Source organism: Mesorhizobium sp. WSM2561, from assembly GCF_000513915.1.
In the GTDB taxonomy this organism is placed as follows: Bacteria; Pseudomonadota; Alphaproteobacteria; order Rhizobiales; family Rhizobiaceae; genus Mesorhizobium; species Mesorhizobium muleiense.
Window position 1 is genome coordinate 381,040 of record NZ_AZUX01000001.1, and the last position, 24,999, is coordinate 406,038.

General features: G+C 62.8%; 21 protein-coding genes. 8 read left to right on the top strand and 13 right to left on the bottom strand.

Going from position 1 to position 24,999, the window contains the following annotated elements; genetic code table 11:
* Window positions 1–2 precede the first annotated feature (2 nt).
* On the bottom strand, window positions 3–650 hold the full coding sequence (gene mobA / locus M727_RS0101940) for a molybdenum cofactor guanylyltransferase MobA (RefSeq protein WP_236390524.1): 648 nt from the start codon (window positions 648–650) through the stop codon (window positions 3–5).
* On the bottom strand, window positions 640–1,530 hold the full coding sequence (gene fdhD / locus M727_RS0101945; protein WP_027151234.1) for a formate dehydrogenase accessory sulfurtransferase FdhD: 891 nt from the start codon (window positions 1,528–1,530) through the stop codon (window positions 640–642). The genes mobA and fdhD overlap by 11 nt, the downstream gene beginning before the upstream one ends.
* 180 nt (window positions 1,531–1,710) lie before the next feature.
* Here fdhD and glp point away from each other — a divergent pair, with 180 nt between their 5' ends.
* From glp to fdhF, 4 genes are all read left to right on the top strand, one after another.
* Window positions 1,711–2,967, top strand: a complete 1,257-nt coding sequence (gene glp / locus M727_RS0101950) for a gephyrin-like molybdotransferase Glp (protein WP_027151235.1) — start codon at window positions 1,711–1,713, stop codon at window positions 2,965–2,967.
* A 171-nt stretch (window positions 2,968–3,138) separates the two neighbouring features.
* Window positions 3,139–3,336: a sulfurtransferase TusA family protein gene (locus M727_RS0101955; RefSeq protein ID WP_348627128.1), complete on the top strand. Its 198-nt coding sequence runs from the start codon at window positions 3,139–3,141 to the stop codon at window positions 3,334–3,336.
* Window positions 3,337–3,545: 209 nt separating this feature from the next.
* Complete coding sequence (locus M727_RS0101960) at window positions 3,546–5,219, top strand: NADH-ubiquinone oxidoreductase-F iron-sulfur binding region domain-containing protein (RefSeq protein ID WP_051505481.1); 1,674 nt, start codon at window positions 3,546–3,548, stop codon at window positions 5,217–5,219.
* A 1-nt stretch (window position 5,220) separates the two neighbouring features.
* Window positions 5,221–8,010, top strand: coding sequence for a formate dehydrogenase subunit alpha (fdhF, locus tag M727_RS0101965; RefSeq protein ID WP_027151238.1), 2,790 nt, complete (start codon window positions 5,221–5,223; stop codon window positions 8,008–8,010).
* 57 nt (window positions 8,011–8,067) lie between these two features.
* Here the strand turns inward: fdhF and M727_RS0101970 are convergent, their stop codons facing one another.
* The 6 genes from M727_RS0101970 to M727_RS0101995 form a co-directional block, all read right to left on the bottom strand.
* On the bottom strand, window positions 8,068–8,817 hold the full coding sequence (locus tag M727_RS0101970) for a ribonuclease activity regulator RraA (protein ID WP_027151239.1): 750 nt from the start codon (window positions 8,815–8,817) through the stop codon (window positions 8,068–8,070).
* A 23-nt stretch (window positions 8,818–8,840) separates the two neighbouring features.
* Window positions 8,841–10,004 carry a mandelate racemase/muconate lactonizing enzyme family protein gene (locus M727_RS0101975; RefSeq protein ID WP_027151240.1) on the bottom strand — a complete coding sequence of 388 codons (1,164 nt, stop codon included), beginning with the start codon at window positions 10,002–10,004 and terminating at the stop codon, window positions 8,841–8,843.
* A 50-nt stretch (window positions 10,005–10,054) separates the two neighbouring features.
* The gene (locus M727_RS0101980; protein ID WP_027151241.1) at window positions 10,055–11,152 is read right to left on the bottom strand and encodes an ABC transporter ATP-binding protein; all 1,098 of its coding nucleotides are present in this window, start codon (window positions 11,150–11,152) and stop codon (window positions 10,055–10,057) included.
* A gap of 10 nt (window positions 11,153–11,162) precedes the next feature.
* Window positions 11,163–12,053, bottom strand: a complete 891-nt coding sequence (locus M727_RS0101985) for a carbohydrate ABC transporter permease (protein ID WP_023797625.1) — start codon at window positions 12,051–12,053, stop codon at window positions 11,163–11,165.
* Window positions 12,050–13,009: a sugar ABC transporter permease gene (locus M727_RS0101990; protein WP_027151242.1), complete on the bottom strand. Its 960-nt coding sequence runs from the start codon at window positions 13,007–13,009 to the stop codon at window positions 12,050–12,052. Before M727_RS0101990 ends, M727_RS0101985 begins: the two co-directional genes overlap by 4 nt.
* Before the next feature lie 85 nt (window positions 13,010–13,094).
* On the bottom strand, window positions 13,095–14,570 hold the full coding sequence (locus M727_RS0101995) for a sugar ABC transporter substrate-binding protein (protein ID WP_027151243.1): 1,476 nt from the start codon (window positions 14,568–14,570) through the stop codon (window positions 13,095–13,097).
* A 212-nt stretch (window positions 14,571–14,782) separates the two neighbouring features.
* Here M727_RS0101995 and M727_RS0102000 point away from each other — a divergent pair, with 212 nt between their 5' ends.
* The 4 genes from M727_RS0102000 (at window position 14,783) to M727_RS0102015 (ending at window position 19,359) form a co-directional block, all read left to right on the top strand.
* Window positions 14,783–15,490, top strand: coding sequence for a GntR family transcriptional regulator (locus M727_RS0102000; protein ID WP_027151244.1), 708 nt, complete (start codon window positions 14,783–14,785; stop codon window positions 15,488–15,490).
* 57 nt (window positions 15,491–15,547) lie between these two features.
* A complete protein-coding gene (locus M727_RS0102005; protein ID WP_027151245.1) occupies window positions 15,548–16,714 on the top strand; it encodes a mandelate racemase/muconate lactonizing enzyme family protein in 1,167 nt (388 codons plus the stop codon).
* Between the two features lie 66 nt (window positions 16,715–16,780).
* Window positions 16,781–18,142 carry a mandelate racemase/muconate lactonizing enzyme family protein gene (locus tag M727_RS0102010; RefSeq protein ID WP_027151246.1) on the top strand — a complete coding sequence of 454 codons (1,362 nt, stop codon included), beginning with the start codon at window positions 16,781–16,783 and terminating at the stop codon, window positions 18,140–18,142.
* A 17-nt stretch (window positions 18,143–18,159) separates the two neighbouring features.
* The gene (locus M727_RS0102015; protein WP_027151247.1) at window positions 18,160–19,359 is read left to right on the top strand and encodes a mandelate racemase/muconate lactonizing enzyme family protein; all 1,200 of its coding nucleotides are present in this window, start codon (window positions 18,160–18,162) and stop codon (window positions 19,357–19,359) included.
* Between the two features lie 103 nt (window positions 19,360–19,462).
* On the opposite strand, the gene M727_RS0102020 is transcribed toward M727_RS0102015, so the two are convergent.
* The 5 genes from M727_RS0102020 to M727_RS0102040 all read right to left on the bottom strand — a co-directional run bounded on the left by M727_RS0102020 (window position 19,463) and on the right by M727_RS0102040 (window position 24,960).
* Window positions 19,463–20,197 (bottom strand): ABC transporter ATP-binding protein, encoded by a 735-nt coding sequence (locus M727_RS0102020; protein WP_051505482.1) that lies wholly within the window; start codon window positions 20,195–20,197, stop codon window positions 19,463–19,465.
* A complete protein-coding gene (locus tag M727_RS0102025) occupies window positions 20,190–21,968 on the bottom strand; it encodes an ATP-binding cassette domain-containing protein (protein ID WP_027151249.1) in 1,779 nt (592 codons plus the stop codon). The genes M727_RS0102020 and M727_RS0102025 overlap by 8 nt, the downstream gene beginning before the upstream one ends.
* Window positions 21,955–22,788: a branched-chain amino acid ABC transporter permease gene (locus M727_RS0102030; RefSeq protein ID WP_027151250.1), complete on the bottom strand. Its 834-nt coding sequence runs from the start codon at window positions 22,786–22,788 to the stop codon at window positions 21,955–21,957. The genes M727_RS0102025 and M727_RS0102030 overlap by 14 nt, the downstream gene beginning before the upstream one ends.
* Before the next feature lie 66 nt (window positions 22,789–22,854).
* On the bottom strand, window positions 22,855–24,021 hold the full coding sequence (locus tag M727_RS0102035) for a substrate-binding protein (RefSeq protein ID WP_027151251.1): 1,167 nt from the start codon (window positions 24,019–24,021) through the stop codon (window positions 22,855–22,857).
* Between the two features lie 54 nt (window positions 24,022–24,075).
* Window positions 24,076–24,960, bottom strand: a complete 885-nt coding sequence (locus tag M727_RS0102040) for a nitrilase family protein (RefSeq protein ID WP_245268337.1) — start codon at window positions 24,958–24,960, stop codon at window positions 24,076–24,078.
* Window positions 24,961–24,999 lie beyond the last annotated feature (39 nt).

Sequence of the window (24,999 nt, forward strand, 5' to 3'; positions counted from 1 at the left end):
GGCTAAGGGTCGGTAAGCTGCCAGACGAGCCGTTCGGCCTCGGCGAAATCTGTAACCGTGTTGACATTGAAGAAGGGATCCACCGGCTTGTCCGGCCAGGACGCGGTGGCAACCTGGTAGCGAGCCGTCCACAGGTCGATCTTGCGAACGCCCTCTTCGACGAGTGCATGGCGTAACGCATCGCGCATCGCCACTTGCCAGAGCCCGATGACAGGATGCGTCCGACCCGCTGACATCGCCACCGCCAGATCCGCAGCTTTCGCTATGCGCGCCCGATGCAGCCGTTCGACGAGGTCGCGCGGCATGAAAGGACAGTCGGCTGCGACGCTGACGATCCATTCGACATCGGGCCTGTTCGCCGCTGTCCAGTCGAGGCCCGCAAGCACGCCGGCAAGCGGGCCCGGATAGTTCTCGACCGGGTCGGCGACGACTGGAAGGCGAAAACGGTCGAAGCGGGCAGGGTCGCCATTGGCGTTCAGCAAGAGCCCGTCGCATTGCGGGCTGAGGCGCTCGAGGACACGATCGAGGATGGTGGTTCCGTCGAGCCGACGCATGGATTTGTCGCCGCCGCCCATGCGCCGGGCGAGCCCCCCGGCGAGAACGACGCCCAGGGTCGGCACCTTCTCATTCGCCATCGGCTCATTCGCCATCGGCAGCTCCCTTGCGTCTGTGACGCGGTGCTTCCTCGTCGACGGAAGCGAGGTCCTGGTCGAAGACGATGCGATCCTCGCCCGACAGCACGGCGAACCGCTTGCCGCGCGCCCGACCGACGAGCGTCAGGCCGGCCTGACGCGCCAAATCCACCCCCCAGGCGGTGAAACCCGAGCGCGAGACGAGGATTGGAATGCCCATTCGAACCGTCTTGATCGTCATTTCCGACGTCAGCCTGCCCGTCGTATAAAGGATCTTGTCGGCCGGATCGATGCCCTGGCGATACATCCAGCCGGCGATCTTGTCGACGGCATTGTGGCGCCCGACGTCCTCCATGTAGCAGATCGGCGTGCCTTCCTTGCAAAGCACGCAGCCATGAATCGCGCCCGCTTCAAGATAGAGCGACGGCGTCGTGTTGATCGTGCGGGTCATTTGGTAAAGCCAGGAGGTGTGCAGCGCGGCTGGCGGCAGAGTGATATCGAGCGCCTCGAGAAGATCGCCGAAAGCGGTCCCCTGCGCGCAGCCTGAAGTCTGCGTCCGTTTCCTAAGCTTCTGCTCGTAATTTGTGTTGCGCTCGGTACGGACGACCACGACCTGCACGTCGTCGTCATATTCGACCTCGGTTACGACGTCGTCGGACTTGAGCATGTTCTGATTGAGCAGGTAACCCAGCGCCAGATATTCGGGATAGTCGCCGATCGTCATCATCGTGACGATCTCCTGGGCGTTCAGATAGAGCGTCAGTGGGCGTTCAACGGGGACGCGGATTTGAATAGCGGCGCCCGTATGATCAATGCCGCTGACCTGTTCGGTCAATCGGATGTCATCCGGGCTCGGCATGATGATGGCGGGGTTTGGTCGGGTTTTCATCTGTTGCATGGCGCTCTCTTGAAATTGCAATCCCGCTCGCCGGAGTGGACGCGTTACCTACGGCTTGACCTGCACTATATAGCCTGTTCAAACGAAGGCAGGTCGACAAAGCGCCTGCAAGCGCAGACTGGGCTTGCTGGATGGCGCCGAGCTGCCGGTTCGGCCAGATCCATAGAGGCTGAAGGCTCGATGGCGCAACTTTCAGATGACTGCTTCGCTTTCGGCGGCCCGATGCGATCGCTCGATGATACTGCCGCACTGATTGCTTCACGGCTGACCGTTGTCGACGAGACCGAAATCGTCAAGCTGGCGATTGCCGATGGGCGCGTCCTGGCGAGTGATCTGGTGGCGCCGCTGCCCCTGCCGCCTTTCACCAACTCAGCCGTCGACGGCTATGCACTGCGCGGCGACGACCTGCCGGGGACCGTTGAAAAAGCCTTGCCGGTGAGCGGCAGGATCCAGGCTGGGATGGCGCCGGATCGGCACGCCGCGCCCGGACAAGCCATACGCATCTTCACCGGCGCTCCGCTGCCGGAGGGGGCAGACACGGTCTACATGCAGGAAGATGTCCGTGTCGACGATACCGGCAGGGTCATTCTTCCGACCGGCCTGAAAAGAGGAGCCAACGTGCGGCCGGCGGGCGAGGACGTCGCAGCAGGCAAGGTGGTCCTGCAGGCCGGCCAGCGCATGCGCCCGCAGGATGTTGCGCTCGCCGCGGCGCTCGGCATGACGCAGATCGATGTGCGGCGCAAAGTTCGCGTCGCGATCTTCTCGACCGGCAACGAGATCGTCGCGCCGGGAAAGGTCCGGGGACCGGCCCAGCTTTTCGATTCGAACCGCTTCATGCTGATGGCCATGCTGGCAAGGTTGGGCTGCGAGACCACCGATTTGGGCATTCTGATCGACGACAGCAGCCTGATCGCGGATGTGCTGAGCGAGGCTGCGCCAGGACAGGACCTGATCCTGGCGTCCGGCGGGGTCTCGACCGGGGAGGCCGACTGCGTCAAGGCCGCCGTCGAGAGTGTGGGCACCCTGGTCTTCTGGCGGGTGGCCATAAAACCCGGCCGCCCCGTCGCCATGGGGGTGATCCGGGGAACAGCCTTCATTGGGCTGCCCGGCAATCCGGTGGCGAGCTTCGTCACATTCGCCCATATTGCGCGCGCCGCGATCTTTGCGCTGGCCGGCGCACGGCAGCAGCCACCAATTTCGCGGCCGGTGCGGGCCGCCTTTTCCTACCGCAAAAAGCCGGGGCGACGCGAATATGTGCGGGTAAGCCTGCGTGGGACGCAGGACGGCACATATGAAGCCGTCAAATTCCCGCGCGAGGGCGCTGGCATGCTGTCTTCTTTGGTTCAAACGGACGGCCTTATCGAACTCGGCGAGGAAATAGCCGAGGTCGAGCCGGGCCAGACCGTTCAGTTCCTTGCCTATTCGGACCTGTATTGACGAACGCCGTCGAGCCGGCGGCACGCAGTTTGGCAAAAATGCGGTGCGACGCCTGGCCGCTCTCACTTGCGGTACCCCTGAGGCGGTGACCGTTGACGACCAGTGAGCGGTCCGCCATGGTGCGCCACCATGACGACGAGACAGATCGATCTGACGGGATTGAAATGTCCCTTGCCGGCGCTGAAAACTCGCAAGGCGCTCAGCGGCATAAGCCCAGGCGAGCGCCTTGAGGTCCGTTGCACCGATCCGCTGGCAGCCATAGACATTCCCAATCTGATCAACGAAATGGGCGACCGCCTGGAGGCGATGCAACGGCAGGGAGACCACATCATTTTCTTGATCGAGAAGGCGCAAGCTGCCCCGGTATAGGCCGTGCGACAAATCAGGACGCAGATCAGTTCTGCCGCGGCGCCCCGGCCATGCTAAAATTGTCAAACCGGCATTTGGTTCAACTTGTCTGCCAAGTCGATTTGTGTGCCAAGTCCTTGATCCAAGGTGCGCCGGGCTGAGGGAGCTCACAACCACATTGGTGGCGGGAGCCGCCTTCCTCAGACGAAGGGTCCGGGAGGAGTGAGAGCATGACAATGCAGCAACGGCGATCTCCCGATCGTGGACCCAAAGGGCGGGCGCTGGATGATGTTGCCCTGGCCGAGGTCCGGGAACTTCTTGGCCATCGCGAACGGCGCCGGGATCTGTTGATCGAATTCCTGCATCTGATCCAGGACCGCTACGGTTGTCTGTCGGCCGCGCATCTGCGCGCGCTTGCCGAGGACATGCGCCTGTCCCAGGTGGAGGTTTACGAGGTCGCGACCTTCTACGACCATTTCGATATCGTCAGGGAAGGCGAGGCGAGACCCGCGCCGCTGACAATCCGGGTGTGCGAATCGATAAGCTGCATGCTGGCGGGCGCCGAGCACCTGATTGGCGAACTGGCCGCCAAGGCCGACCCGAAGACAGTCCGCGTCATGCGTGCGCCCTGCATGGGCCGCTGCGCCACAGCGCCCGCGGCGCGCATTGGCGACCGTGAGGTCGACCAAGCCAGCAGCCATATCCTCATCGATCTGGCTCGCTCGGGCGATACGAAAGTTGTCGTGCCCGATTATGTTGGCCTCGATGCCTATCGGGCCGCTGGCGGCTATCAGCTTTTCCGGAAGGTGAAGGCGGGCGAGATCGACATTGACGCTGTCATCGACACCATGGAGCACGCCGGTCTGCGCGGTCTCGGCGGCGCCGGCTTTCCGGCCGGCAAGAAATGGAGCTTCGTGCGCGGCTATCCAGGGCCGCGGCTGATGTCGATCAATGGCGACGAAGGCGAACCTGGCACTTTCAAGGACCGCATCTATCTTGAAAAGGATCCGCACCGCACCTTCGAAGGCGCGATTATCGCCGCCCACGCGGTCGAGGCCGAGCGCATCTATTTCTACATGCGCGACGAATACCCGGCCGTGCTCGCCATTTTGCGCGCCGAGATCGCGGCGCTCGAGGCAGCCGGCATCGTCAAGCCCGGTTTCATCGACCTGCGGCGTGGCGCCGGCGCCTATATTTGCGGCGAGGAAAGCGCTATGCTCGAAAGCATCGAGGGCAAGCGCGGCATGCCCCGTCACCGGCCTCCCTATATTGCCGAAGTCGGACTTTTCGGACGCCCGACACTCAACCACAATGTCGAGACGCTGTGGTGGATTCGCGACATCGTCGAGAAGGGCCCCGAATGGTTCGCCGCGCAGGGCAAGCCCGGCCATCAGGGAATTCGCTCCTGGTCGGTTTCCGGGCATGTGAAGGAGCCGGGTGTCAAGCTGGCCCCGGCTGGCGTCACCGTGCGCGAACTGATCGAGGATTATTGCGGCGGCATGGCAGACGGGCATGAATTCAAGGCCTATCTGCCAGGTGGAGCCTCGGGGGGCATCCTTCCGGCGTCGATGGGCGACATTGAACTCGATTTCGGCGGCGAACTCGCCAAACAGGGCGCCTTTGTCGGCTCACATGCGGTGGTCGTGCTTTCGCAAGCCGACAACATCAGGGATGTGACCCTCAATCTCATGAATTTTTTCAAACATGAGAGTTGCGGGAAATGCACGCCGTGCCGGGAAGGAACCGAAAAGCTGGTAACGCTCTTGAAAGAGAAGGGCGTGCCGAATGAGACGGCGATGCGCGACCTTGAAACAGTGATGCGCGATTCCTCCATTTGCGGTCTCGGCCAGGCGGCGCCCAATCCGGTCAATCACCTTTTGACGCATTTTAGGGATGATCTTTGAAATGGCAGATGGCGTCATATTCACCCTCGACGGCAAAACGGTCACAGCCGCTGACGACGAGACGATCTGGGACGTTGCAAAGCGCGAAGGCACCAGGATCCCGCATCTGTGCCATGTCGACATGCCCGGCTATCGGCCAGACGGCAATTGCCGCGCCTGCATGGTCGATGTCGAGGGCGAACGGGTGCTTGCCGCCTCCTGCATCCGCAAGCCTTCCGCCGGAATGGTGGTGAAGACGGATACCGAACGGGCCAAGAAATCGCGCCAGATGGTGTTCGAGCTGCTCGCCAGCAACATGCGGCCGGCGGCCGACGGTCCGGACCAGCAGTCGATGTTCTGGCAGTGGGCTGGTTCGATGGGCATTTCCGGCGGTCGCTACAGCTCGAAATTCGCCACGGATGATGTCCGGCCAGAATTCGACATCACGAATCCCGCCATTGCCGTCAATCTCGACGCCTGCATCACTTGCGGCGCCTGTGTCCGGGCCTGCCGCGAGGTCCAGGTCAACGATGTGCTTGGCATGGCCGAGCGCGGCAATCACTCGCTTCCCGTCTTCGACATGCACGATCCGATGGGCCTGTCGACCTGCGTCACCTGCGGTGAATGCGTCCAGGCCTGCCCGACCGGCGCGCTCTACGAAAAGTCGCTGATGGATAACGCAAGCAAGACCCGGGTCATCCAGGAATTCGACAAGGTCGTCGACACGCTGTGCCCGTTCTGTGGCGTCGGTTGCCAGACCAGCGTTGCGGTCAAGGACAACAGAATTGTCCAGGTCGATGGCCGCGATGGCTATGCCAACGAGAACCGGCTCTGCGTCAAGGGTCGTTTCGGCTTCGACTATGCGATGTCGCCTGAACGCCTGACCAAGCCGCTGATCCGCCGCGACGATACCCCGAAGTCGGGCGATGCCGATATGCGCGGCGTCGATCCGCTGACCGTGTTTCGCGAGGCTAGCTGGGAAGAGGCGCTTGCGCGCGCCGCCGGCGGGCTGAAGACGATCCTCAGGGATCATGGCGGGCAGGCGCTGGCCGGTTTCGGCTCGGCGAAAGGCTCGAACGAAGAGGCCTATCTGTTCCAAAAACTGGTGCGCCAGGGTTTTGGCACCAACAATGTCGACCATTGCACCCGGCTTTGCCACGCATCTTCGGTGGCGGCGCTGATGGAAGGCGTCGGTTCGGGTGCGGTTTCGGCGCCCTTCAACGACGCGCTGAAGGCCGAATGCATCATCGTCATCGGCGCACGGCCGACCACCAACCATCCGGTCGCCGCGACCTATTTCAAGCAGGCGGCCAAGCGCGGCGCCAAGCTGATCGTCATGGACCCGCGCGGCCAGGACCTGATGCGCCATGCGTCGCATTCGCTGCGATTCAAGGCTGGCAGCGACGTGGCCATGCTGAACGCGCTGATCCACGTCATCGTCGAGGAAAAGCTCTACGACGAGCAGTATATCCAGGCCAACGCTTCCGGATTCGAGGCCCTGAAGGCCAAGGTGAAGGATTTTTCGCCCGAGGCAATGGCCGAGGTCTGCGGCATCGAGGCGAGCGTGCTGCGCGACGTCGCCCGCACCTACGCGACCGCCGAGCGGTCGATCATCTTTTGGGGCATGGGCATTTCCCAGCACACACACGGAACCGATAATGCGCGCTGCCTTATCGCCCTGGCGCTGATCACCGGACATGTCGGCCGGCCGGGAACGGGCCTGCACCCGCTGCGCGGCCAGAACAACGTGCAGGGCGCATCCGATGCCGGGCTCATCCCGATGTATTTCCCCGACTATAAACCGGTCGAGAACATCGACATCCGCGGCGCATACGAGAACTTCTGGGGCCAGACGCTGGACCCGAAACGGGGCCTGACGGTCGTCGAAATCATCGACGCCATCCATGACGGCGAAATCAAGGGCATGTACATACTGGGCGAGAACCCGGCCATGTCCGATCCGGACCAGACCCATGCCCGGCAAGCACTGGCCATGCTCGACCATCTCGTGGTGCAGGACATCTTCCTGACCGAGACCGCCTGGCACGCAGATGTGGTGCTGCCAGCCTCGGCGCATGCCGAAAAGCTCGGCACATACACCAACACCAACCGGCAGGTGCAGATCGGCCGTCCGGCACTCGACATGCCGGGCGAAGCCCGCCAGGATTGGGAACTGATTGTCGATCTCGCTCGTCGGATCGGCCTCGACTGGAACTATAACCATGTCTCCGAGGTCTATGCGGAAATGGCGGCAGTGATGCCGTCCTTGAAACATATCTCCTGGGACCGCATCGAGCGCGAAGGTTCGGTGATCTATCCGGCCGACGGCCCCGACAAGCCCGGCAATGAGATCATCTTCTCGTCCGGATTCCCGACCGCGGACGGACGCGGCCGCATCGTGCCGGCCGATTTGCTGCCGCCTGACGAAGTGCCCGATGAAGAGTTTCCACTGGTGCTCACCACCGGCCGCCTGCTCGAGCATTGGCACACCGGCTCCATGACCCGCCGGGCGGGCGTGCTGGACGCGATCGAGCCACAAGGCATCGCTGCGATGAACCCTTATGAGATCAAGCGGCACGGCCTGCGCCAAGGGGAGATGATTGCGGTCGAGACCCGGCGCGGGACGGTAGACGCCATCCTTCGCGCCGACCGGGAGGTCGCCGACGGTATGGTGTTCATGCCGTTCTGCTTCAACGAAAGTCCGGCCAACATGCTCACCAACCCGATGCTGGATCCCTACGGCAAGATCCCGGAGTTCAAATACTGCGCCGCGCGAATAGCGTCGGCGGCGAAGGCCGAAGCTGCCGAATAAACCAGTACCGCGCCATCTGCGAACGGTTGCCCGCTGCCGCACGGGGTAATCCATGCGCTAACCGGGGTTTTCCGAGCGGTTTGTCTTGCGCCACTCCTCGTACTCCCCGCGGGCATCGTCATGCAGCGGATAGTAGCGTTGCAACGGCCCGCCCTCCATCAGCTTCACTCGCGAGAATTCCTCCCAATCGTGATGCTTCTGTGATTCTTCGATCACCTTTGCGGCCATTGCGACGGGAAGCACCACCACCCCGTCGTCGTCGGCGACGATGATGTCGCCGGGGATCACCGTGACACCGCCGCAGGCAATCGGAACGTTGACGGCATTGGGATAGATGCTGGTCTGCACATGATAATTCGGCGTCCAGCCGCGCAGCCATAGAGGCAGATCGAGCTTTTCAACATTAGGCCGGTCGCGCATGCATCCATCGATGACGATGCCCGCGCCGCCCCTGCCTTTGAAATAGGTCGACATCATATCGCCGAAGACGCCCGAGCTCATGTCGCCGCGCGCGTCGACCACGACGACATCGCCCGCCTGTGCGTGATAAAGCACGTGCCGATGCAGCTGCGTCTCCGGATCGGCATATTCTCCCTCGGTGAACAGGTCCGGCCGCTGTGGCAAGAACTGCAGCGTCAGCGCCGGCCCGACGATCGACTTGCCGTGGTTCTGCGCCACCGGTCCGACCATGTGCGGATTGCGAAAACCCATGTGGCCAAGCGTGCCGGCAACCGTCGCGGCGCCGATCCCCCTCAGCGCGTCGATCAGGTCTTTTGGCGGCCGCGTGATGTCGGGAGCATGTGTCATGGTGGACTCCGGTTGAAAGGCAACTACCAGTTCGTAACAGAACCGTCGCGGCGCTTAAGGTGAGGCGCTTCCCAAAAACGAAAGCTCGCCGCCTGGATCGCCTCCTCGTTGACCTCGACGCCGAGCCCCGGCAAATCGCCGACCGGATAGTCGGTCCCGTCGAGCCGTGGTCGCACGGGGAAGAAGTCGGAATTGTCGAAGCCCAGCTTTGTTTCGGGTTCCCTGGTCTCGAGCCACGCGAAGTTGGGTACCGCGGCGGCGAGATGCACGGTCGCGGCCGTGCACACCGGACCAAGGGGATTGTGCGGCATCAGGTCCACATAGTGCGCCTCGCTCCAGCCAGCGACTTTCATTGCCTCGGTAAGCCCGCCGACATTGCAAACATCGAGCCGGTTGAACTGATGAATGCCGCGCTCGATGTAGGGCAGGAACTGCCACTTGCTGGAAAACTCCTCGCCGATGGCAAAGGGGATGTCGGTCATCGTACGCAGGGATTCGTAGGCCTCCGGTGTCTCGTCCCGTATCGGCTCCTCGAGGAAATCAAGCACGCCGCGGCCGAGCTTGTTGCAGAAGCTCGCCGCCTCGGCCACCGACAGCCGATGATGATAGTCGATGCCGAGGACGACGTCGTCGCCCAGCGCCTCGCGCGCCCGGTTAAGGATGCTCGCGGTAGTGCCGATCGACTCGCGCGGCTCGAAGATGTCCCTGCTGTTTTGCCCGGCGGGGAAGAAGCGGATCGCCTGCCACCCCTGTGCGCGTAGCTCGCGGGCGCGTTCGATGGCAGCGTCACCCTCGGCCTCGTCTCCGGTCGAGGCGAAGGTGGGGATGCGGTAGCGCTGCTTGCCGCCCAGCAACTCGTAGACCGGCACTCCCAGCGCCTTGCCCTTGATGTCGTGAAGGGCGATGTCGATGGCGGAAATCGCCGCCTGCAGAACACGTCCGCCTTCGAAGTATTGGCTGCGATAAACCTCCTGCCAGATCCGGCCGATCTGCATCGGGTCGCGGCCGATGAGAAACTCGCGATAGTGCTCGACCGCGCCGGCCACCGCCTTTTCGCGACCGCTCAAGCCGCTCTCGCCCCAGCCGAAGATGCCCTGGTCGGTCTCGACCTTGACGAGCATCTGGTTGCGCGTTCCTACCCACACTGGATAGGGCTTGATCGCGGTGATCTTAAGCTTCGTAGTCATCCACGCCCACGTTCCAAACGCATCCGCCCTGTTTCAGTTGGCGCCCTGTCTCAGTTGGCCTTGAGGGCCATTTCGGTTTCGCCGTCGAACAGATGCATCCGTTCCTGGTCGAACTCGAGCCAGATCTGTTCATCGGGCGCGACGGCAATGTTCGGCGGCACACTGACGTTGACGATGGCGCCGGACAGGAACGCCTGCACGAAGGTGACGTCTCCGGTCGGCTCCACCGTGTAGGCCTTGGCTGGAATGGCACCGGGGACCGCGCTGTTGCGCAGCTTGATCGTCGAGTGACGTGCGCCGAGCACGACTTTCCTGGTCGTTGCCCTTGCGACCTTCCGGGCGTTGCGCGGCGAGAGCTCAAAGCTCCAGCCCTCCGCGCTGGTCAACACAGCGTTGCCGTTTGCCGTCGATGCCTGCAGCGGAATAAGGCTCATCGCCGGGCTGCCTATGAAGCTGGCGACGAACATGTTGACGGGATGGGCAAAGACCTGCGCCGGTGAATCGTATTGCTGCAGGTAGCCGCCGTTCATCACCGCCATCTTGTCGGCCATGGTCACGGCTTCGAGCTGGTCGTGCGTCACATAGATGATCGTCGCCTTGAGGTCCTGGTGGAAGCGCTTGATCTCAGACCGCATCTGCACGCGCAGTTTGGCGTCGAGGTTAGAGAGCGGCTCGTCCATCAGGAACACGGCGGGGTCGCGGACAAGCGCACGGCCGAGGGCCACCCGCTGCTGCTGCCCGCCCGAAAGTTCGCGCGGCTTGCGCTCGAGCAGGTGCGTCATGTCGAGCACTCGCGCTGCTTCCTTGACCTTCTTGTCGATCTCGTCCCTGGGCAGTTTGCGCATCTGCAGCGGGAACGCCAGGTTCTTGTAAACCGATTTCTGCGGATAGAGCGCGTAGTTCTGGAACACCATGGCGATGTCCCGGTCCTTGGGGTCGAGGTCGTTGACCACCCGGTCGCCGATGACGATGTCGCCCGATGTCATCGGGATCAGCCCCGCGACGAGATTGAGCGTGGTTGTCTTGCCGCAGCCTGAAGGGCCGACGAGCGCAACGAACTCGCCGTCATTGACCGTCAGCGACACGTCGTTGACAGCTTTGAAGCTGCCATAGGACTTGACGAGATCTTTGAGGACCACGTGGGCCATCGGCAACTCCCTAGTGCTTGACCGCGCCTTCTGTAAGGGCGCGTACGAAGTATCGTTGCAGGACGAGGAACAGCACGACGACGGGCACGCTCATCATGAAACTGGCCGCCATCAGGCCCGGAAAGTCCGTCGTATTTTCCGAGAAGAAGCGCTGGATGCCGACGGGCAGTGTCAACTGGTCGTTCTTGGTGAGGAAGGTGTAGGCGTAGATGTACTCGTTCCACGCGCCGATGAACGAATAGATCGCGGTGGCGATGATCCCCGGCGTCGAGAGCGGCATCACAATCAAGATGAAGGCCTGGAACCGCGTTGCCCCATCGATGCGCGCCGCCTGCTCGAGCTGCACCGGAATGTTGTCGTAAAAGCCCTTGAGCAACCAGATCGCCAGCGGCAGGCCGAAGGTGAGATAGGTGAGAATCAGCGAGCCATGCGTGTTCATCAACCCGAGCAGGCGCATCAGGATGAACAGCGGTACGAGAAAGATCACCGCCGGGAACATGTTGCGCAGCAGCACGGCAAAGAACAGGAAGTTCCGGCCGGGGAAACTGAAGCGCGAAAACGCGTAGGCCGCAGGGACGGCGACGATCACCGAGAGGATTGTCGTGACGGTCGACACGAAAAGGCTGTTCCAGAAGAAGCGGAGGAAGTCCTGGCCGACGCTGTTCTGGGGATCGAGCAGCTTCTCGTAGCTGGCGAGGGTAGGTTCGTCCGGCCACCATTGCGGCGGGAATTGCAACGCCGCGAACCCGGACTTGATCGAGGTGATCAGCATCCAGATCATCGGCACCGCGGTGTAAAGCAGCATGAACGCGAGGAAGATGCGCCCGGTCCACCGCCATCCGTCGACGCGCATCCGGCGACGGCTCAGGGCTCGTGGGGCGGTTTCGGCAGTCGTGCTCATGCGCTCCCCTCTTGCCGCTCGTTGCCGCTTAGCGCACGGACGTAGAAGTAGCCGAGCGTCATCAGGGTGAGGAACAGGAGCACCGAATAGGCAGATGCCACGCCCCAGCGCTGCCGGCCGAAGGCGAGCTCATAAATGTGGGTGATCCAGATATGCGATGCGTTGGACGGCCCGCCGCCGGTCATGATCCAGGGGATGATGAAGGAATTGAAGTTGGCCACCGCGAGCAGCAGGATCGTCACCGTCGAGACGTTGCGCAAGTGCGGGAAGGTGACGTGCCAGAAGCGCTGCCAGGCGCTGGCGCCGTCGACCTGGGCGGCGCGCAGCAACTGCTCAGGCACGGTCTGCAGGCCGGCCATCATCATGATCATGGCAAACGGAAACTCGCGCCAGATATTGACGACGATCAGGGAAGGCAGCACCGTGTTGACGCTGTCGATGAAATTCGGCGGTCGGTCGGCCAATCCGAGGCCGACCAGCACCGCACCGATGATCCCGAAGTCCGAATGATAGATCCACTTCCAGATATAGGAGGCGGCGACCGCGCTGATAACCCAGGGAATGATCAGGATTGCCCGCAGCACACCGCGGCCGACAAACTCGCGGTGGAGCGCCAGCGCGGTGGCAAACCCCAGGACAAAGGCAATCAAGGTGGAGCCCAGCGTCCAGATCAGAGTGTTCCAGGTGACTCTCCAGAACACCTCGCTGGTGAGGATGGTCGTGTAGTTGTCGAAGCCGATGAAGGTCTTGTCGCGAAGCTGCAGGCCAGGCGGCGTCTTGAAGAACGACAGCTCGATCGTGTAGTAGATCGGATAGGCGATGACGACGAGCATCACGGCGATCGCAGGGAGCACGTACGCGTAGTCGGCGCGATGCTCCCATATCTGGCGTAACACGCCGGACCTGCCGGATTGCAATCTTCGGCGAGCCTCGGCCTTGCCGGTCACGATCGTCACTTTGGCGCGCCCTTATTTCTTCTGAACGAACCGGGTTTCTTCTGAACGAACCGGCTGCACTACGGCGCAGCCGGTCAGGCCTGGACTAGAGTCCGCCCATCAGGTCTCTTACCTTCCTGGCCGCGTCGTCCGCTGCCTCGTCGACGGTCATCGCTCCGGTCAGGGCATTTTGCAGCATGTCCGGGACGATGATGTTCATGATCTCCGGAGCCTGCGGCAGCGCTGGGAACGGGATGCCGTATGGCAGCATCGAGGTCGTCACGTCGAGGAACTTGATGTTGTCCAGACGTTCCTTCATCCATTTGGTCTTGAAGCCGTTGAGGTTGCCCGGGTTCGAGCCGGCATAGGCCATCTTCAGCGACCATTCAGGGCTCGTCCACATGCAGATGATAGCCTTTGCGGCCGGCTCGTCGACCTTGCCGCCCTCGACATATTCGGGCTTCAGGATGTGAATGTTCGAGCCGCCGAACACGACTGCGCGCTTGCCGTCGGGTCCAGTGGGAATCAGGCCGTAGCGCATGTTGTCGATGACGGTCTGCGCCTTATCCTTGTCGGCGCCCGTCGCCTTCTTCTGCAGGTCGAGCATGACGTCGTAGTCGGACGGATGCGAGATCATCATGCCGAGCTGGCCGGCGAGGAACAGGGGCTGGTTATCGGCCTGCTGGTTGGTGAGCGCCGAAACCGGAACCGACTTGTCGCGAACATACATGTCGTACGAGGCTTGCAGGGCGGCCTTGCTCTGCGGGCTATCGAGCTGGACATCCTCATAGGTCGGGTTCGCAGTGGCTTCGTCGAAGACGCCGCCGCCATGAGCCCACAGCTGCGGCATGAAGCGGTACGGCGTATTGCCGGCATTCTTGCGAGCCACGAGGCCGTAACCGGCAATTCCGAGCTTGTCGTGGATCTGCTTGGAATATTTGACGACGTCGTCCCAGGTTGCCGGAGCCTTGTCCGGATCGAGCCCCGCACGCTTGAAGATGTCGGCGTTCCAGATGAACGCCATCGTCTCGTTGTTGGTTGGAATGCCGTAGGTCACTCCCTCCCAGGTCACGGCCTTCATGGCGCCGGGCCAGAAGTCCTCGGTCGAATACCCGACATCCTCGGGTTTGAGCGGCTCCAGGTAGCCTTTTGAGGCGAACTCGGTACCACCCAGGATTTGCAGGCGGACCGCCATCGGCGCGGCATTGCCGAGGAGCGCCGTGCGGAACTTGTCCAGAAGGTCGTTGTAGGTGAGGGCTTGTTCCTCGAGCTGGATGTTCGGATAGGTCTTGCGGAACGTCTCGAAGAAATCCTTGTAGTACTGGCGCAAAAGGTCGGGGTCGCCCTCGAACACGCCCTGATACCAGAAAGTCAGTCGCCCCTTGTAGTCGAGCGGGGTGACCTTGGCGCAATCGGCCGCGGTGTCAAAATCCTCTGTGCCCGCAATGGAGCGCACATATTCCGGCGACCACTTGCTGAGGTCGACGGGCGCTCCCAGCGCCGATGTCGACATCAGCGATGCCATCAAAGCAGTGGCGACAGTGCCGCGCAGGACCGCACTGCCGAGCGTAATCCTCGTCATAGGTATCCTCCCTGGTTCTCCATGCCGCCCTGCGCCGAGGCAAGGCGGTCTAGCTCGTTCGACCGCGGGACGCCTTTCTGTTCTATGTATCCCTTCGATCATTTTGTACGTTTTCAGATCGTGGATTGCCTGTCAACGCGCTGGATCGTACATTGTTTGTGAAATCCGTGTGTGATATCGGGCAGGGTATGTGTTGATCAGGGGAGCCGGCCTTGGCCGAAATAGATGACTTTAAAGCCATGCCACCGGTGGAGACTGACCCCATGGCCTCCAGCGAGGGCGCCTCGCTTTATGAACTGATCAGGGAGGACATCATCGAGGGACGGCTCGCCGCCAACGAACGGCTCGTGGTCACCGATCTCGCCCGGCGTCACGGCACCTCGACAAACCCCGTGCGCGAGGCCCTGCAGCTCTTGCGCGGGGAGGGCTTTGTCACCTTTCTGCCCAACCGCGGGGCGCGCGTCCGACCCATAGATCAGGATTTTGTCCGGGATATCTATGAAATCGGTGTTCTGATCGAGCCGGCCCTGACGCGATGGTTTGTGAATATGGCGACCGGCGAGGACATCGCCGAACTCGAACGTCTCCAAGGGCTGATTGAAGAGAACAACTTTGCCGACACATTCAGGCACAGTGAACTGGATACCGCCTTCCACACCGTGATGTACCAGCGGCACTATAACCGCCATGCTGCCGAACTTTGGTGGAAGCATCGCGAAGTGCTGCGAGCCGTGAGCCGGCGTTTCAATTTCACGCTGGCGCGGCGTGCCGCGATCATTCGCGAGCACCGCGAACTCATCGCGCACGTAAAAGCGGGAGAAGCCGACAAGGCGGCCGAACTCGTTTCCCGCCATGTCGAGGGTTCCGGCCGGCATATCCTCGAACAGATGCGTGCGCGCAACGCCGCTCGGGCCGGATAGGAACGAAGGTCCGGTCTCGAACACCGTTAGCGTGACTATTTCAGATAAGGAATTGAGATGAAAATCACGAGCATTCGGCCGTGGCTGATCAAGTCCGATGCTTCTTATTGGGGAGAGTTCCTGTTCGTCGAAGTGACGACCGACGAGGGGGTGAGTGGCTGGGGAGAGATCACCACCACGACAAGGCTCGCCAACCGCGCTCTCTGCACGATCCTGCGGCAGATCGGCGTCGCCGTGACAGGCGAGGATCCAGCACGCATCGAGCATCTGTGGCACAAGATCTTTCGCAGCTTCACCTATATGGGCAGCCGCGGCGCCGCTGTCGAATGCGTGAGCGCCATCGATATTGCCCTCTGGGATATCCGCGGCAAAGTCCTCGGCAAGCCGATTTGCGAGCTGTTGGGCGGACCGGTACGCGACGAAATCGCGCTCTACACCCATCCCAACCAGGCCAAATTCACCAGCAAGGAGGCTGTGGTCCGCGAAATTCTGGACATCGTCGAGTCCGGACACACTGCGCTCAAGTTTGATCCTTTCCCCCACCAGGGCCGCAGCGCCGATGGCCTGTCCCGCGAACAGCGGGACGGCTACCTTGATGGCAGCATGACCCGCAAGGACGAGCGCGAAGCCGCCGAACTCACGGCGCTGATCCGCGAAACGGCGGGGCCTGACGTCGACATTCTCATAGACGCGCATGGCCGCTTCGACGTTCCCACCGCCATTCGCCTCTGTCGGAGCCTCGAGGAAGCCGGCCAGATCGACTGGTTCGAGGAGCCTTGCCCGCCCGAGAGCCTGAACGCCCTCAAGCAGGTGCGTGAGAAGGTCAGTGCCGCCATCGCGTGGGGCGAGCGCGGCCACACGAAGTGGGATTTCGTGCCGGTACTCGAGAACAAGCTCGCTGACTACATCATGCCGGACGTCACCTGGACCGGCGGCATTACCGAATTCAAGAAGATTTCTGCCCTATGCGAAGCCTACTACATCCCGGTCTCGCCGCATGACGCCGCGGGACCGATCAACGTGGTTGCGGGAGCGCAGGTGATGATGACCGTTCCTAACTTCTACAGGCTCGAAACGTCGGAGTGGAACCTGGGCAAATACGATCACCTCATCGACAGACCGCTCGACGTCTCGAACGGCAGCCTCAAGCTGACGTCTAGGCCTGGTCTCGGTATTGAGATGGACCGTGACTACCTGCAGGCCCATGAGATTGAGCTGGGCTAGCGACGCTCCATGCCGGCCCGGCATGCGGGCGACGACCAGCCCCACCCACCAGAACGAGGATAAGTCATGGCAAAGACGGGTGGCGCCGACGAGGCGCTCAATCGGGTGAACGCGAACTCCAAGCCGTCCGAGCTTCGCATCACCGACATGCGGGTAGCTGAAATCGTCGGCGCGCCGTTCACCTCGACCCTGCTCAAGATTTACACCAACCAGGGCATCGTCGGGCTTGGCGAGGTGCGCGACGGCGCCAGCGCCACCTACGCGCTGATGCTGAAGAGCCGGCTGCTTGGCGAGAACCCCTGCAACATCGATCGCCTGTTTCGCCGGATCAAGCAGTTCGGCGGGCACGGCCGGCAAGGCGGTGGCGTCTCGGCGGTCGAAATCGCGTTGTGGGATCTCGCCGGCAAGGCCTATGGCGTGCCCATCTACCAGATGCTCGGCGGCCGGTTTCGCGAGAAGGTGCGCCTCTATTGCGATACCGACGCCACCGTGCCGAGCGGCACCGAGACCGGCAAGCGCCTCAAGCAGCGCATGGCGCTCGGCTTCACGTTCCTCAAGATGGATCTGGGATTGTTGCAGATCGCCGATGTCCCCGGTGCGGTCGTGTCTCCTGCCGGCTCGCTTGATGGGTATCGCGTCCAGCCCGGCCGCGGCCAGGTCAAGTCCCTTGAAGAGCGGCGCGCCCGCAACGCCGCCTACGATTTGCACAACGTCCCCCACCCGTTTACCGGCCTCCATTTTTCCGACAAGGGCCTCGACTTGCTTGAGCAGTACATTGCCGAGGTCCGCGAGGTTATCGGAATGGATATTCCGCTCGCCATCGACCACGTCGGCCACATCTCGCTGCAGAACGGTATTCGCCTCGCCAGGCGGATTGAAAAATATGTGCCGGCCTGGCTAGAGGACGTCATCCCATGGCAGTACACCGAGCACTACCGACAACTGCAGGACGCCACCACGGTGCCGATCTGCACCGGCGAGGACATCTACCTCAAGGAGGGCTTCGAGCCTCTGCTCAAGAGCGGCGGCCTCTCCATTATCCACCCGGACCTGCTCACCAGCGGGGGCATCCTCGAGACCAAGAAGATCGGCGACATGGCGCAGGACCACGGCGTCGCCATGGCGATCCATATGGCAGAAAGTCCAATCGCCGCGATGGCCGCGGCACATGTCGCGACCGCGACCGAAAACTTCATGGCGCTCGAATACCACTCTGTCGATGTCGACTGGTGGGACGATATCGTCACCGGCGTTGCCAGGCCGCTCGTGAAGGACGGCTTTATCACTGTTCCCGACAAGCCGGGCCTGGGGATTGACGACGTCGTCGACGAGGTGATCTCGCAGCATCTGCAGCCGGGTGTCGCCGGCATCTGGCAGCCCACCGATCAATGGGACAACGAATACTCCTGGGATCGCACCTGGAGCTGAGGCGAAATGAACCCAAGATGAAGATCACCGACCTCCGCTGTGCCGTCATCGGCAAGCACCCCATCGTTCGCATCGTCACCGACGAGGGCCTCCATGGCCTGGGCGAGGTCGAGTACACCAAGCCCTATCTCAAGCCCTGGGTCCTGCATTTTCGCGAGGCGCTGATCGGCGAGGACCCGACCGACGTCGAGCGGGTGATGCTGAAGATCCGCCAACGCGGCTCTTTCAAGCCCTATGGCGCAGCGGTAAGCGCTATCGAGCATGCGCTGTGGGACATTGCCGGCAAGGCCGCAGGCGTGCCGGCCTACAAACTGCTCGGCGGCAAGGTGCGCGACAAGGTGCGCGTCTACAACGGCTCGATCCGCAGGAAACGCACGGGCGACCGGCCGGAGGATTACGCCGCTGACGTCAAATGGATGATGGAGCAGCCGCAGAACTTCTTCATGATCAAGCAGGGAATCTCGTTCCACTCCAACATGAAGAACACCATTGAGGGCTTCCATTACGGCGTGACGCAGAAGAAGGCCGGCTATCACGGTGCCATGGATCAGGGTGTGATCAGCGAGCGTGGTTTCAATCACATGCTCGACTGCGTGATCGCGATGAAGGAAGTGCTGGGCGACAAGGTCAGCCTGGCGCTCGACTGCGGCCCTGGCTGGATGCTGCCCGATGCGATCAAGTTCGCTCGCGCGGTCGAGAAGTACAATTTGATGTGGCTCGAGGACATGCTGACTGGCGACTATGTGCCGTGGGTCAATCCGCAGGCCTATCGGGAGCTGACCATCTCCACCTCGACGTCCATCCATACCGGCGAGCAGATTTACCTCAGGCACAATTTCAAGGAGCTGATCGAGACGCAGGCGGTGCGCGTCATCGGCCCCGATCCTGCTGATATTGGCGGCATCGCCGAGCTGAAATGGGTCGCCGAGCACGCCCATATGCACTCGATCCTGATGGCGCCGCACGGCACGGCGAACGGCCTGCTTGGCCTCGGCGCGTTGATCAATGTCTGCGCCACCTTGCCCGCCAACTACATCGCCTTCGAATACCCGAGCGCCTCCGATCCCTGGTGGGAGGACCTCGTAATCGGCCTGCCGTCGCAGATCGTGACGGACAGCATGGTGGATCTGCTGGAAGCGCCGGGGCTGGGCCTCGATCTCGACGCCGAAGCAGCCCGAAAGTATCTCAGGGAAGAGGATGCGGGCTTCTTCGACTGAACCATCTTCTTGCGTCCTCGGCCGGAATGCGACCCGAACCGGATTATCGACCTGGTTGCCGGTCCGGACATTCCTGTCGCCGCGTCCGTTCCGGATGCATGTCTTAGATCTTCAGATGCTGAAGAATTCGGGCCGCTGTGCCCGCCGTCACATCTCCGGCATCGTCGATCCGGCCGAGCTTCAGCACCGCCCAGCTGTCCGCGATGCCGAGGGCGAAAGGCAAGTTCTGCTCGACGATCAGGATCGTCGTGCCGTTCGTCCTGCGCTCCTGCCTGAGTGCCGCGGCGATGCGTTCGACGACTGAGGGCTGCAGGCCCTCGGAAATCTCGTCGATCAGCAACAGCTTCGGCTGCAGCATCAGCGCGCGGCCGAGAATGAGCATCTTCTGCTCGCCGCCGGAAAGCGTTCCGGCCCGTTGCGACAGGCGCTCCCCGAGGAACGGAAAATGCCCAAAAACCCGTTCCACGGCTTGCGCAAAATCGCGATCCGAGCGCAAGGCGAGGCGCAGATTGTCGCGCACGCTGAGATCCTGGAACAGCGCCTGCTCCTGCGGTGCGTAGCCGACGCCGGACGCGATCAGCGAAGCCTGCGAGACACCTGAAATGGACGCGCCATCGAGGCGGATGTCGCCCGAGCGCAGCGTCACGAAGCCGAGGATTGTTTTCAGCACGGTGGTCTTGCCCATGCCGTTCTTGCCCATCAGCGCGAAGATCTGTCCGGGCGCGATCGCCAGCGACAGCGCCTCGATGATGACAACCGGCCCGTAGCCGCTCGACACATTCGACAGCGACAGTTTTGGCGCGAAGGTTTTGGCCTCTGCCTGTCTTGCCTCAAGCATGGGCGCCTCCCGAATAGATCGTCCTCACCACTTCGGAATTGACGACTTGATCGACGCTGCCGTCGAGCACCAGCTTGCCCTGGTGGAGAACGACGATCCTGGTCGAGATGTCGCGGACGAAATCGAGATCGTGCTCGACCAGGATGGCGGCGAAGCCGAGCTCGCCGGTCAGCTTCTGCAGCGTCGCGCCGATGGTGGTGCGTTCGACCTTGGTCAGCCCGGCCGTCGGCTCGTCGAGCAGGATGAGTTTTGGCTCGAGCGCAACGACCATGGCGAGCTCGAGACTCTGCTTCTGGCCATGCGACAGCAGCGACACCGGCCGGCCGAGCATGCGGTCAAGGCCGGTGGAGCGCAGAATGTTGGCGGCGGCCGCCGGCAATCCAAGCGTGGCGGAGCGGCGCAGCAGGCTCGGCGCCTTGCGCGAGGCGCGTGCCATGCGCAGGCAGTCGGCGACGGTCAGGCTGTCGAAGACGCTCGCCACCTGGAACTTGCGTCCGACCCCGAGGGCGACGATTTCATTCGGCGTCATGCCGCTGATGTCCTGGCCGGCGATGGTGACGGTTCCGGTCGTGGCTTCGGTGCCGTCGGTCAGGCAGCGCATCAGCGTCGTCTTGCCTGCGCCATTCGGACCGACAAGGCTGACCAGCTCGCCGGGGCGAACGTCGAGGTCGATCCCTTGCAGCACCTGCAGGCTGCCGAAGGATTTGCCGAGGCCGCTGACGGCGAGCACGCGGTCGCCGGCCTCCAATCCGTTGCCGCTCGGCTCGGCGACGAGGGCAGGGCACCCAGGTTGGCTGGTCTGCTCTCCATTGCGGCGCGGCAGGACCATTCTGGCCAGTTGCGCCAGCCCGTTCGGCAGAAGGATGATCATCACGACGAACAGCGCGCCGACCACCAGGTTCCACAGGAAGGGCAGGTCGCCGGAAAGCTGGGCGCTGAGGTAATCGATGCCGATCGCGCCCATCACCGGCCCGATGATCGTGCCGCGGCCGCCCAGCGCCGTCCAGATGACGATCTCGGTGCCGAAGACGAAGCCGGTGTTTTCCGGCGCCACCACGCCCGAGGCGTTGGCATAGAGGAAGCCGGCAATGCCGGCGACGCCGGCAATGCCGGTTGTCAGCACGATCTTCAGCCGCTGCGGATCGAGACCGAGATAGGCGCAGCGCGCTTCATTGTCGCGAATGGCGACGAGCAGCTTGCCGGCATCCGAGCGGGTGAAGACCAGGGCGACGAGAGTGGTGACGATGAGGCAGATGCCGGTCAGCCGGAAATAGCCCGGCAGCCCGAGCGGCAGGCCGGAATAGCCGACCAGCCCGCTGCTCGATCCGGTCCACACGCCACCCGAAAACACCAGCTGCGTGACCACGATCGGCACGACCAGCGAAATCACCGTCGCATAGAGCGGCGTCGAGCCGTGGCCGAATGACAGCCAGCCAACGAAGGCACCGAGCAGCACCGGCACGATGATCGCCGATGCAAGCGCCAGGACCATCAGCGCCGGGGAGGCGCCGAGATGGCTGAGCACCATGGCGCTGGCATAGGCGCCGGTGCCGAAGAACGCAGCCTGGCCGAAGGTCAGGATGCCAGTGTAGCCCCACAGGATGTCGACGGTCACCGCCAACATGGCGTAGATCATTGAGCGGGTCAGCACGTTGAGCGTAAAGCGGTCGAACAGCGCCGGGCCGATGATGACGACGACCGCCGTTGCAAGCGCCAGCGCGGCAAACAGCCAGACCCTTGGCGGGGTGGAACGGCTCTCAGGCACGGGCAAATCCCTTCGGGCTGATGCGCAGCACCAGGGCGCAGAGGACCGCCACCGTGATGCCGCCGAAAATGGGACTGACGAAAGTGCTGACCAGAACCTGGGCGCCACCGAAGACCAGGCAGGCGATGGCCAGCGTCGAGAAGGACGAGCCGGCGACCATGACCAGCATGAACGAGCCGATCAGCCAGGCGACTCCCATGTTCGGGTCGACGCTGGTCAGCGGCGTCAACAGCACGCCGGCCAGCGCGGCGAGCCCGGTGCCGATCATGAAGGTGGCGAGGCGCACGCGCGCGGTGTCGATGCCGAGCGCGCGCGCCAGCATCTCGTTCATGATCACCGCCTGCGCCGACAGGCCGAGCCGCGTGCCTTCGAGAAGGAAAGTGAAGGCGAGCCCGATCACCAGCGCGGCGGCGACCGCAAACAACCGATAGAGCGAATAGCCGACGCCAAACACATCGACGGTGCCCGACAAGAGATTGGGGGTGAATTGCACGTCGCGCCCGAACCACAGCGTGATCAACTGACCGATGACGATGCCCAGGCCCCAAGTCGCCAGGATGGCGTCGAGCGGGCGGCGATAGAGCGGCCGCACGATGACCAATTCGGTGATGCCGCCAAGGACTGCGCCGACGGCAAAGGCGATCGGCAGCGCCAGCCAGGGGTTGAGCCCAAGCCCGGCTGTTGCCACCGCGCAATAGGCGCCGATCGTCAGCCAGGCGCCGTGCGCGAAATTGATGATCTTCAGCACCCCGAAAATCGCCAGCAGGCCGGCGGCGACGATGAACAGGATCGCCGCCGTCGTCACCATGTCCAGGAGAAGCATCATGGCAAGTCCCCGATCATGTGGAAGGGGTGGCGGACAATCGCCACCCCGTAACGATTGCCGGCGCGACTACAGGTTCGGGCACTGTTCGCCAGGGTCGACGCCCTCGAAAGTGTCGACCACCGTAACCGAGCCATCCGGCTTTACCTGGCCGAGATACATGGTCAGCGGAGCATGGTGCTGCCTGCTCATCGAGACCGTGCCGCGCGGGCCGACAAAGGATACTTCGGGCAGGGCTGCGAGCACAGCGGCGGTGTCGGTCGACCCGGCTTTCTCGACTGCGGCCTTGTAGAGATAGATGCCTTCATATTCCGGCACCGAAAGGTCGTTCGGCGTGCGAAGTTCGGCGCCGAATTTCTTCTGCATGGCGGCAAGGAAGCTCTTGTTGGCGGCGCTGTCGATGCTGGTGACATAGGAAGCGGAAATGAAGATTCCGGCCGCGTCTGCGCCCATGCTCCTGGCGGTTCCTTCATCGACGGCCAGGTTGCCGTAGGGGATGGTGACACCGGCGCCGCGCAACTGCTTGGTCAAGGTGACATTGGGCGCGCCGCCCGCCGTCGAGGTGATCACGGCATCGGCGCCAGAGCCCTTCAGATTGGAGATGATCGCCGTCCAGTCGCTGCCTTCCATCGGCAGGTATTCCTCGCCGACGATGCTGGCGCCCGACTTCTCGATGTAAGCCTTGGCGAACTCCAGCATGCCGCGGCCGAAAGCATAGTCCGAGCCGATCAGGAAGAATTTCCTGGCGCCTTGCGACTTGATGAAATTGTCGACGATCGGCGGGACCTGCTGCTCGGGCACCCAGGCGTTGACGAACAAATTGGCGTTGCAGGATTTGCCCTCGTAGAACGAGGTGTAGATGTAAGGGATGTCGCCCTTCGAGATGATCGGCAGGCCGGCATTGCGCGCCGCGCTCGTCTCCATGGTGATGACGGCGTTGACCTCCTTCTGGAAGACCAGCGCATCGAAGGCCTTCTGCGCGCCGGCTGCACCGGAGGCGTCGTCGGCGATCTCCAGTGCAAGCTGCCGCCCCAGCACACCGCCAGCTTCGTTGATCTCGGCGACCGCCAATTCGGCCGACTGGACGACCGAGGGCGCGACGACGCTGTTGGCGCCTGACAGTCCCACCGGGATGCCGATCTTGATTGGCCCGTCCTCGGCGAAGGCGGTGGTCGCCGCGGCGACGCCGGCCAAGGCGGCGCTGGCGATTGCAAGGATCACTGTTCTGTTTGTCATGGTATTCCCCTTTCTCAGTGTTGATCGTACCGGTTCGTGCCGGCTTCTTCCTGGTTATCCGTAGACGTCGGTGCGGCGGTCGCCGATAGCGTCGTTGCGCTCGCTCAGCGCCCGGCTCCTGGCGACGTCGCCGAGCCTGATCGTGGCGATGAGGATTTCCTCGTCCTGCTCGCTGGCCGGGCCGGCGATCGGCCAGCCGGTCGGCCCGACGATCAGGCTCCGGCCGACAAAGGGCTGGCCGCGCTCGGTGCCGACGCGGTCGGCGCAGGCGATGTAGATGCCGTTGCTGTGGGCGGCCGCCTTGTGCAGGATGTTGGCCATCGGCTCGAGGTGATTGCCCTGGCCGGGCATCGGTACCCAGTTGGTGGGAACGCAGACCAGCTCGGCTCCCTGCAGCGCCAGCTGCCGGTAGGTCTCGGGGAACCAGCCATCGTAGCAGATCGCCACGCCGATCCTGCCGATCGCCGTATCGAACACCGGCAGGCCGAGATTGCCCGGCTGGAAATAGAGCTTCTCCCGGTTCCACAGATGCAGCTTGCGGTAGGTGCCGATAGGGCCGGACGGCCCGCACAGCATGGCTGCGTTGAAGAACCGGTCACCATCGCGCTCGGCAAGGCCGCTGACGATGTGCATGCCGAGTTCATAGGCCAGCGAGCATAACAGCACGGCACTGCGTCCGGCAGGGATGGGGGCGGCGATTGCCGCCAACTCTTCCTGGCTGTCGAAGACATAGCCGCTGTCGGCGAGTTCCGGCAGCACCACCACCGTTGCGCCGAGCCCGGCGGCCTGGCGGATCAGCCGCTCCATCGACTTGAGATTGTCGTCCAACCGGCCGATGGCCGGCTGGAACTGGATGCAGGCGAGACGGAGGTCCGCAGAAGCTTTCTCAGATATTGCCAAGACCAGTCTCCAAACGCAAAAAACCCCTGGCGCGGACATCATCCGCAAGCCAAGGGCTACATAGCCATCGATGTGAAA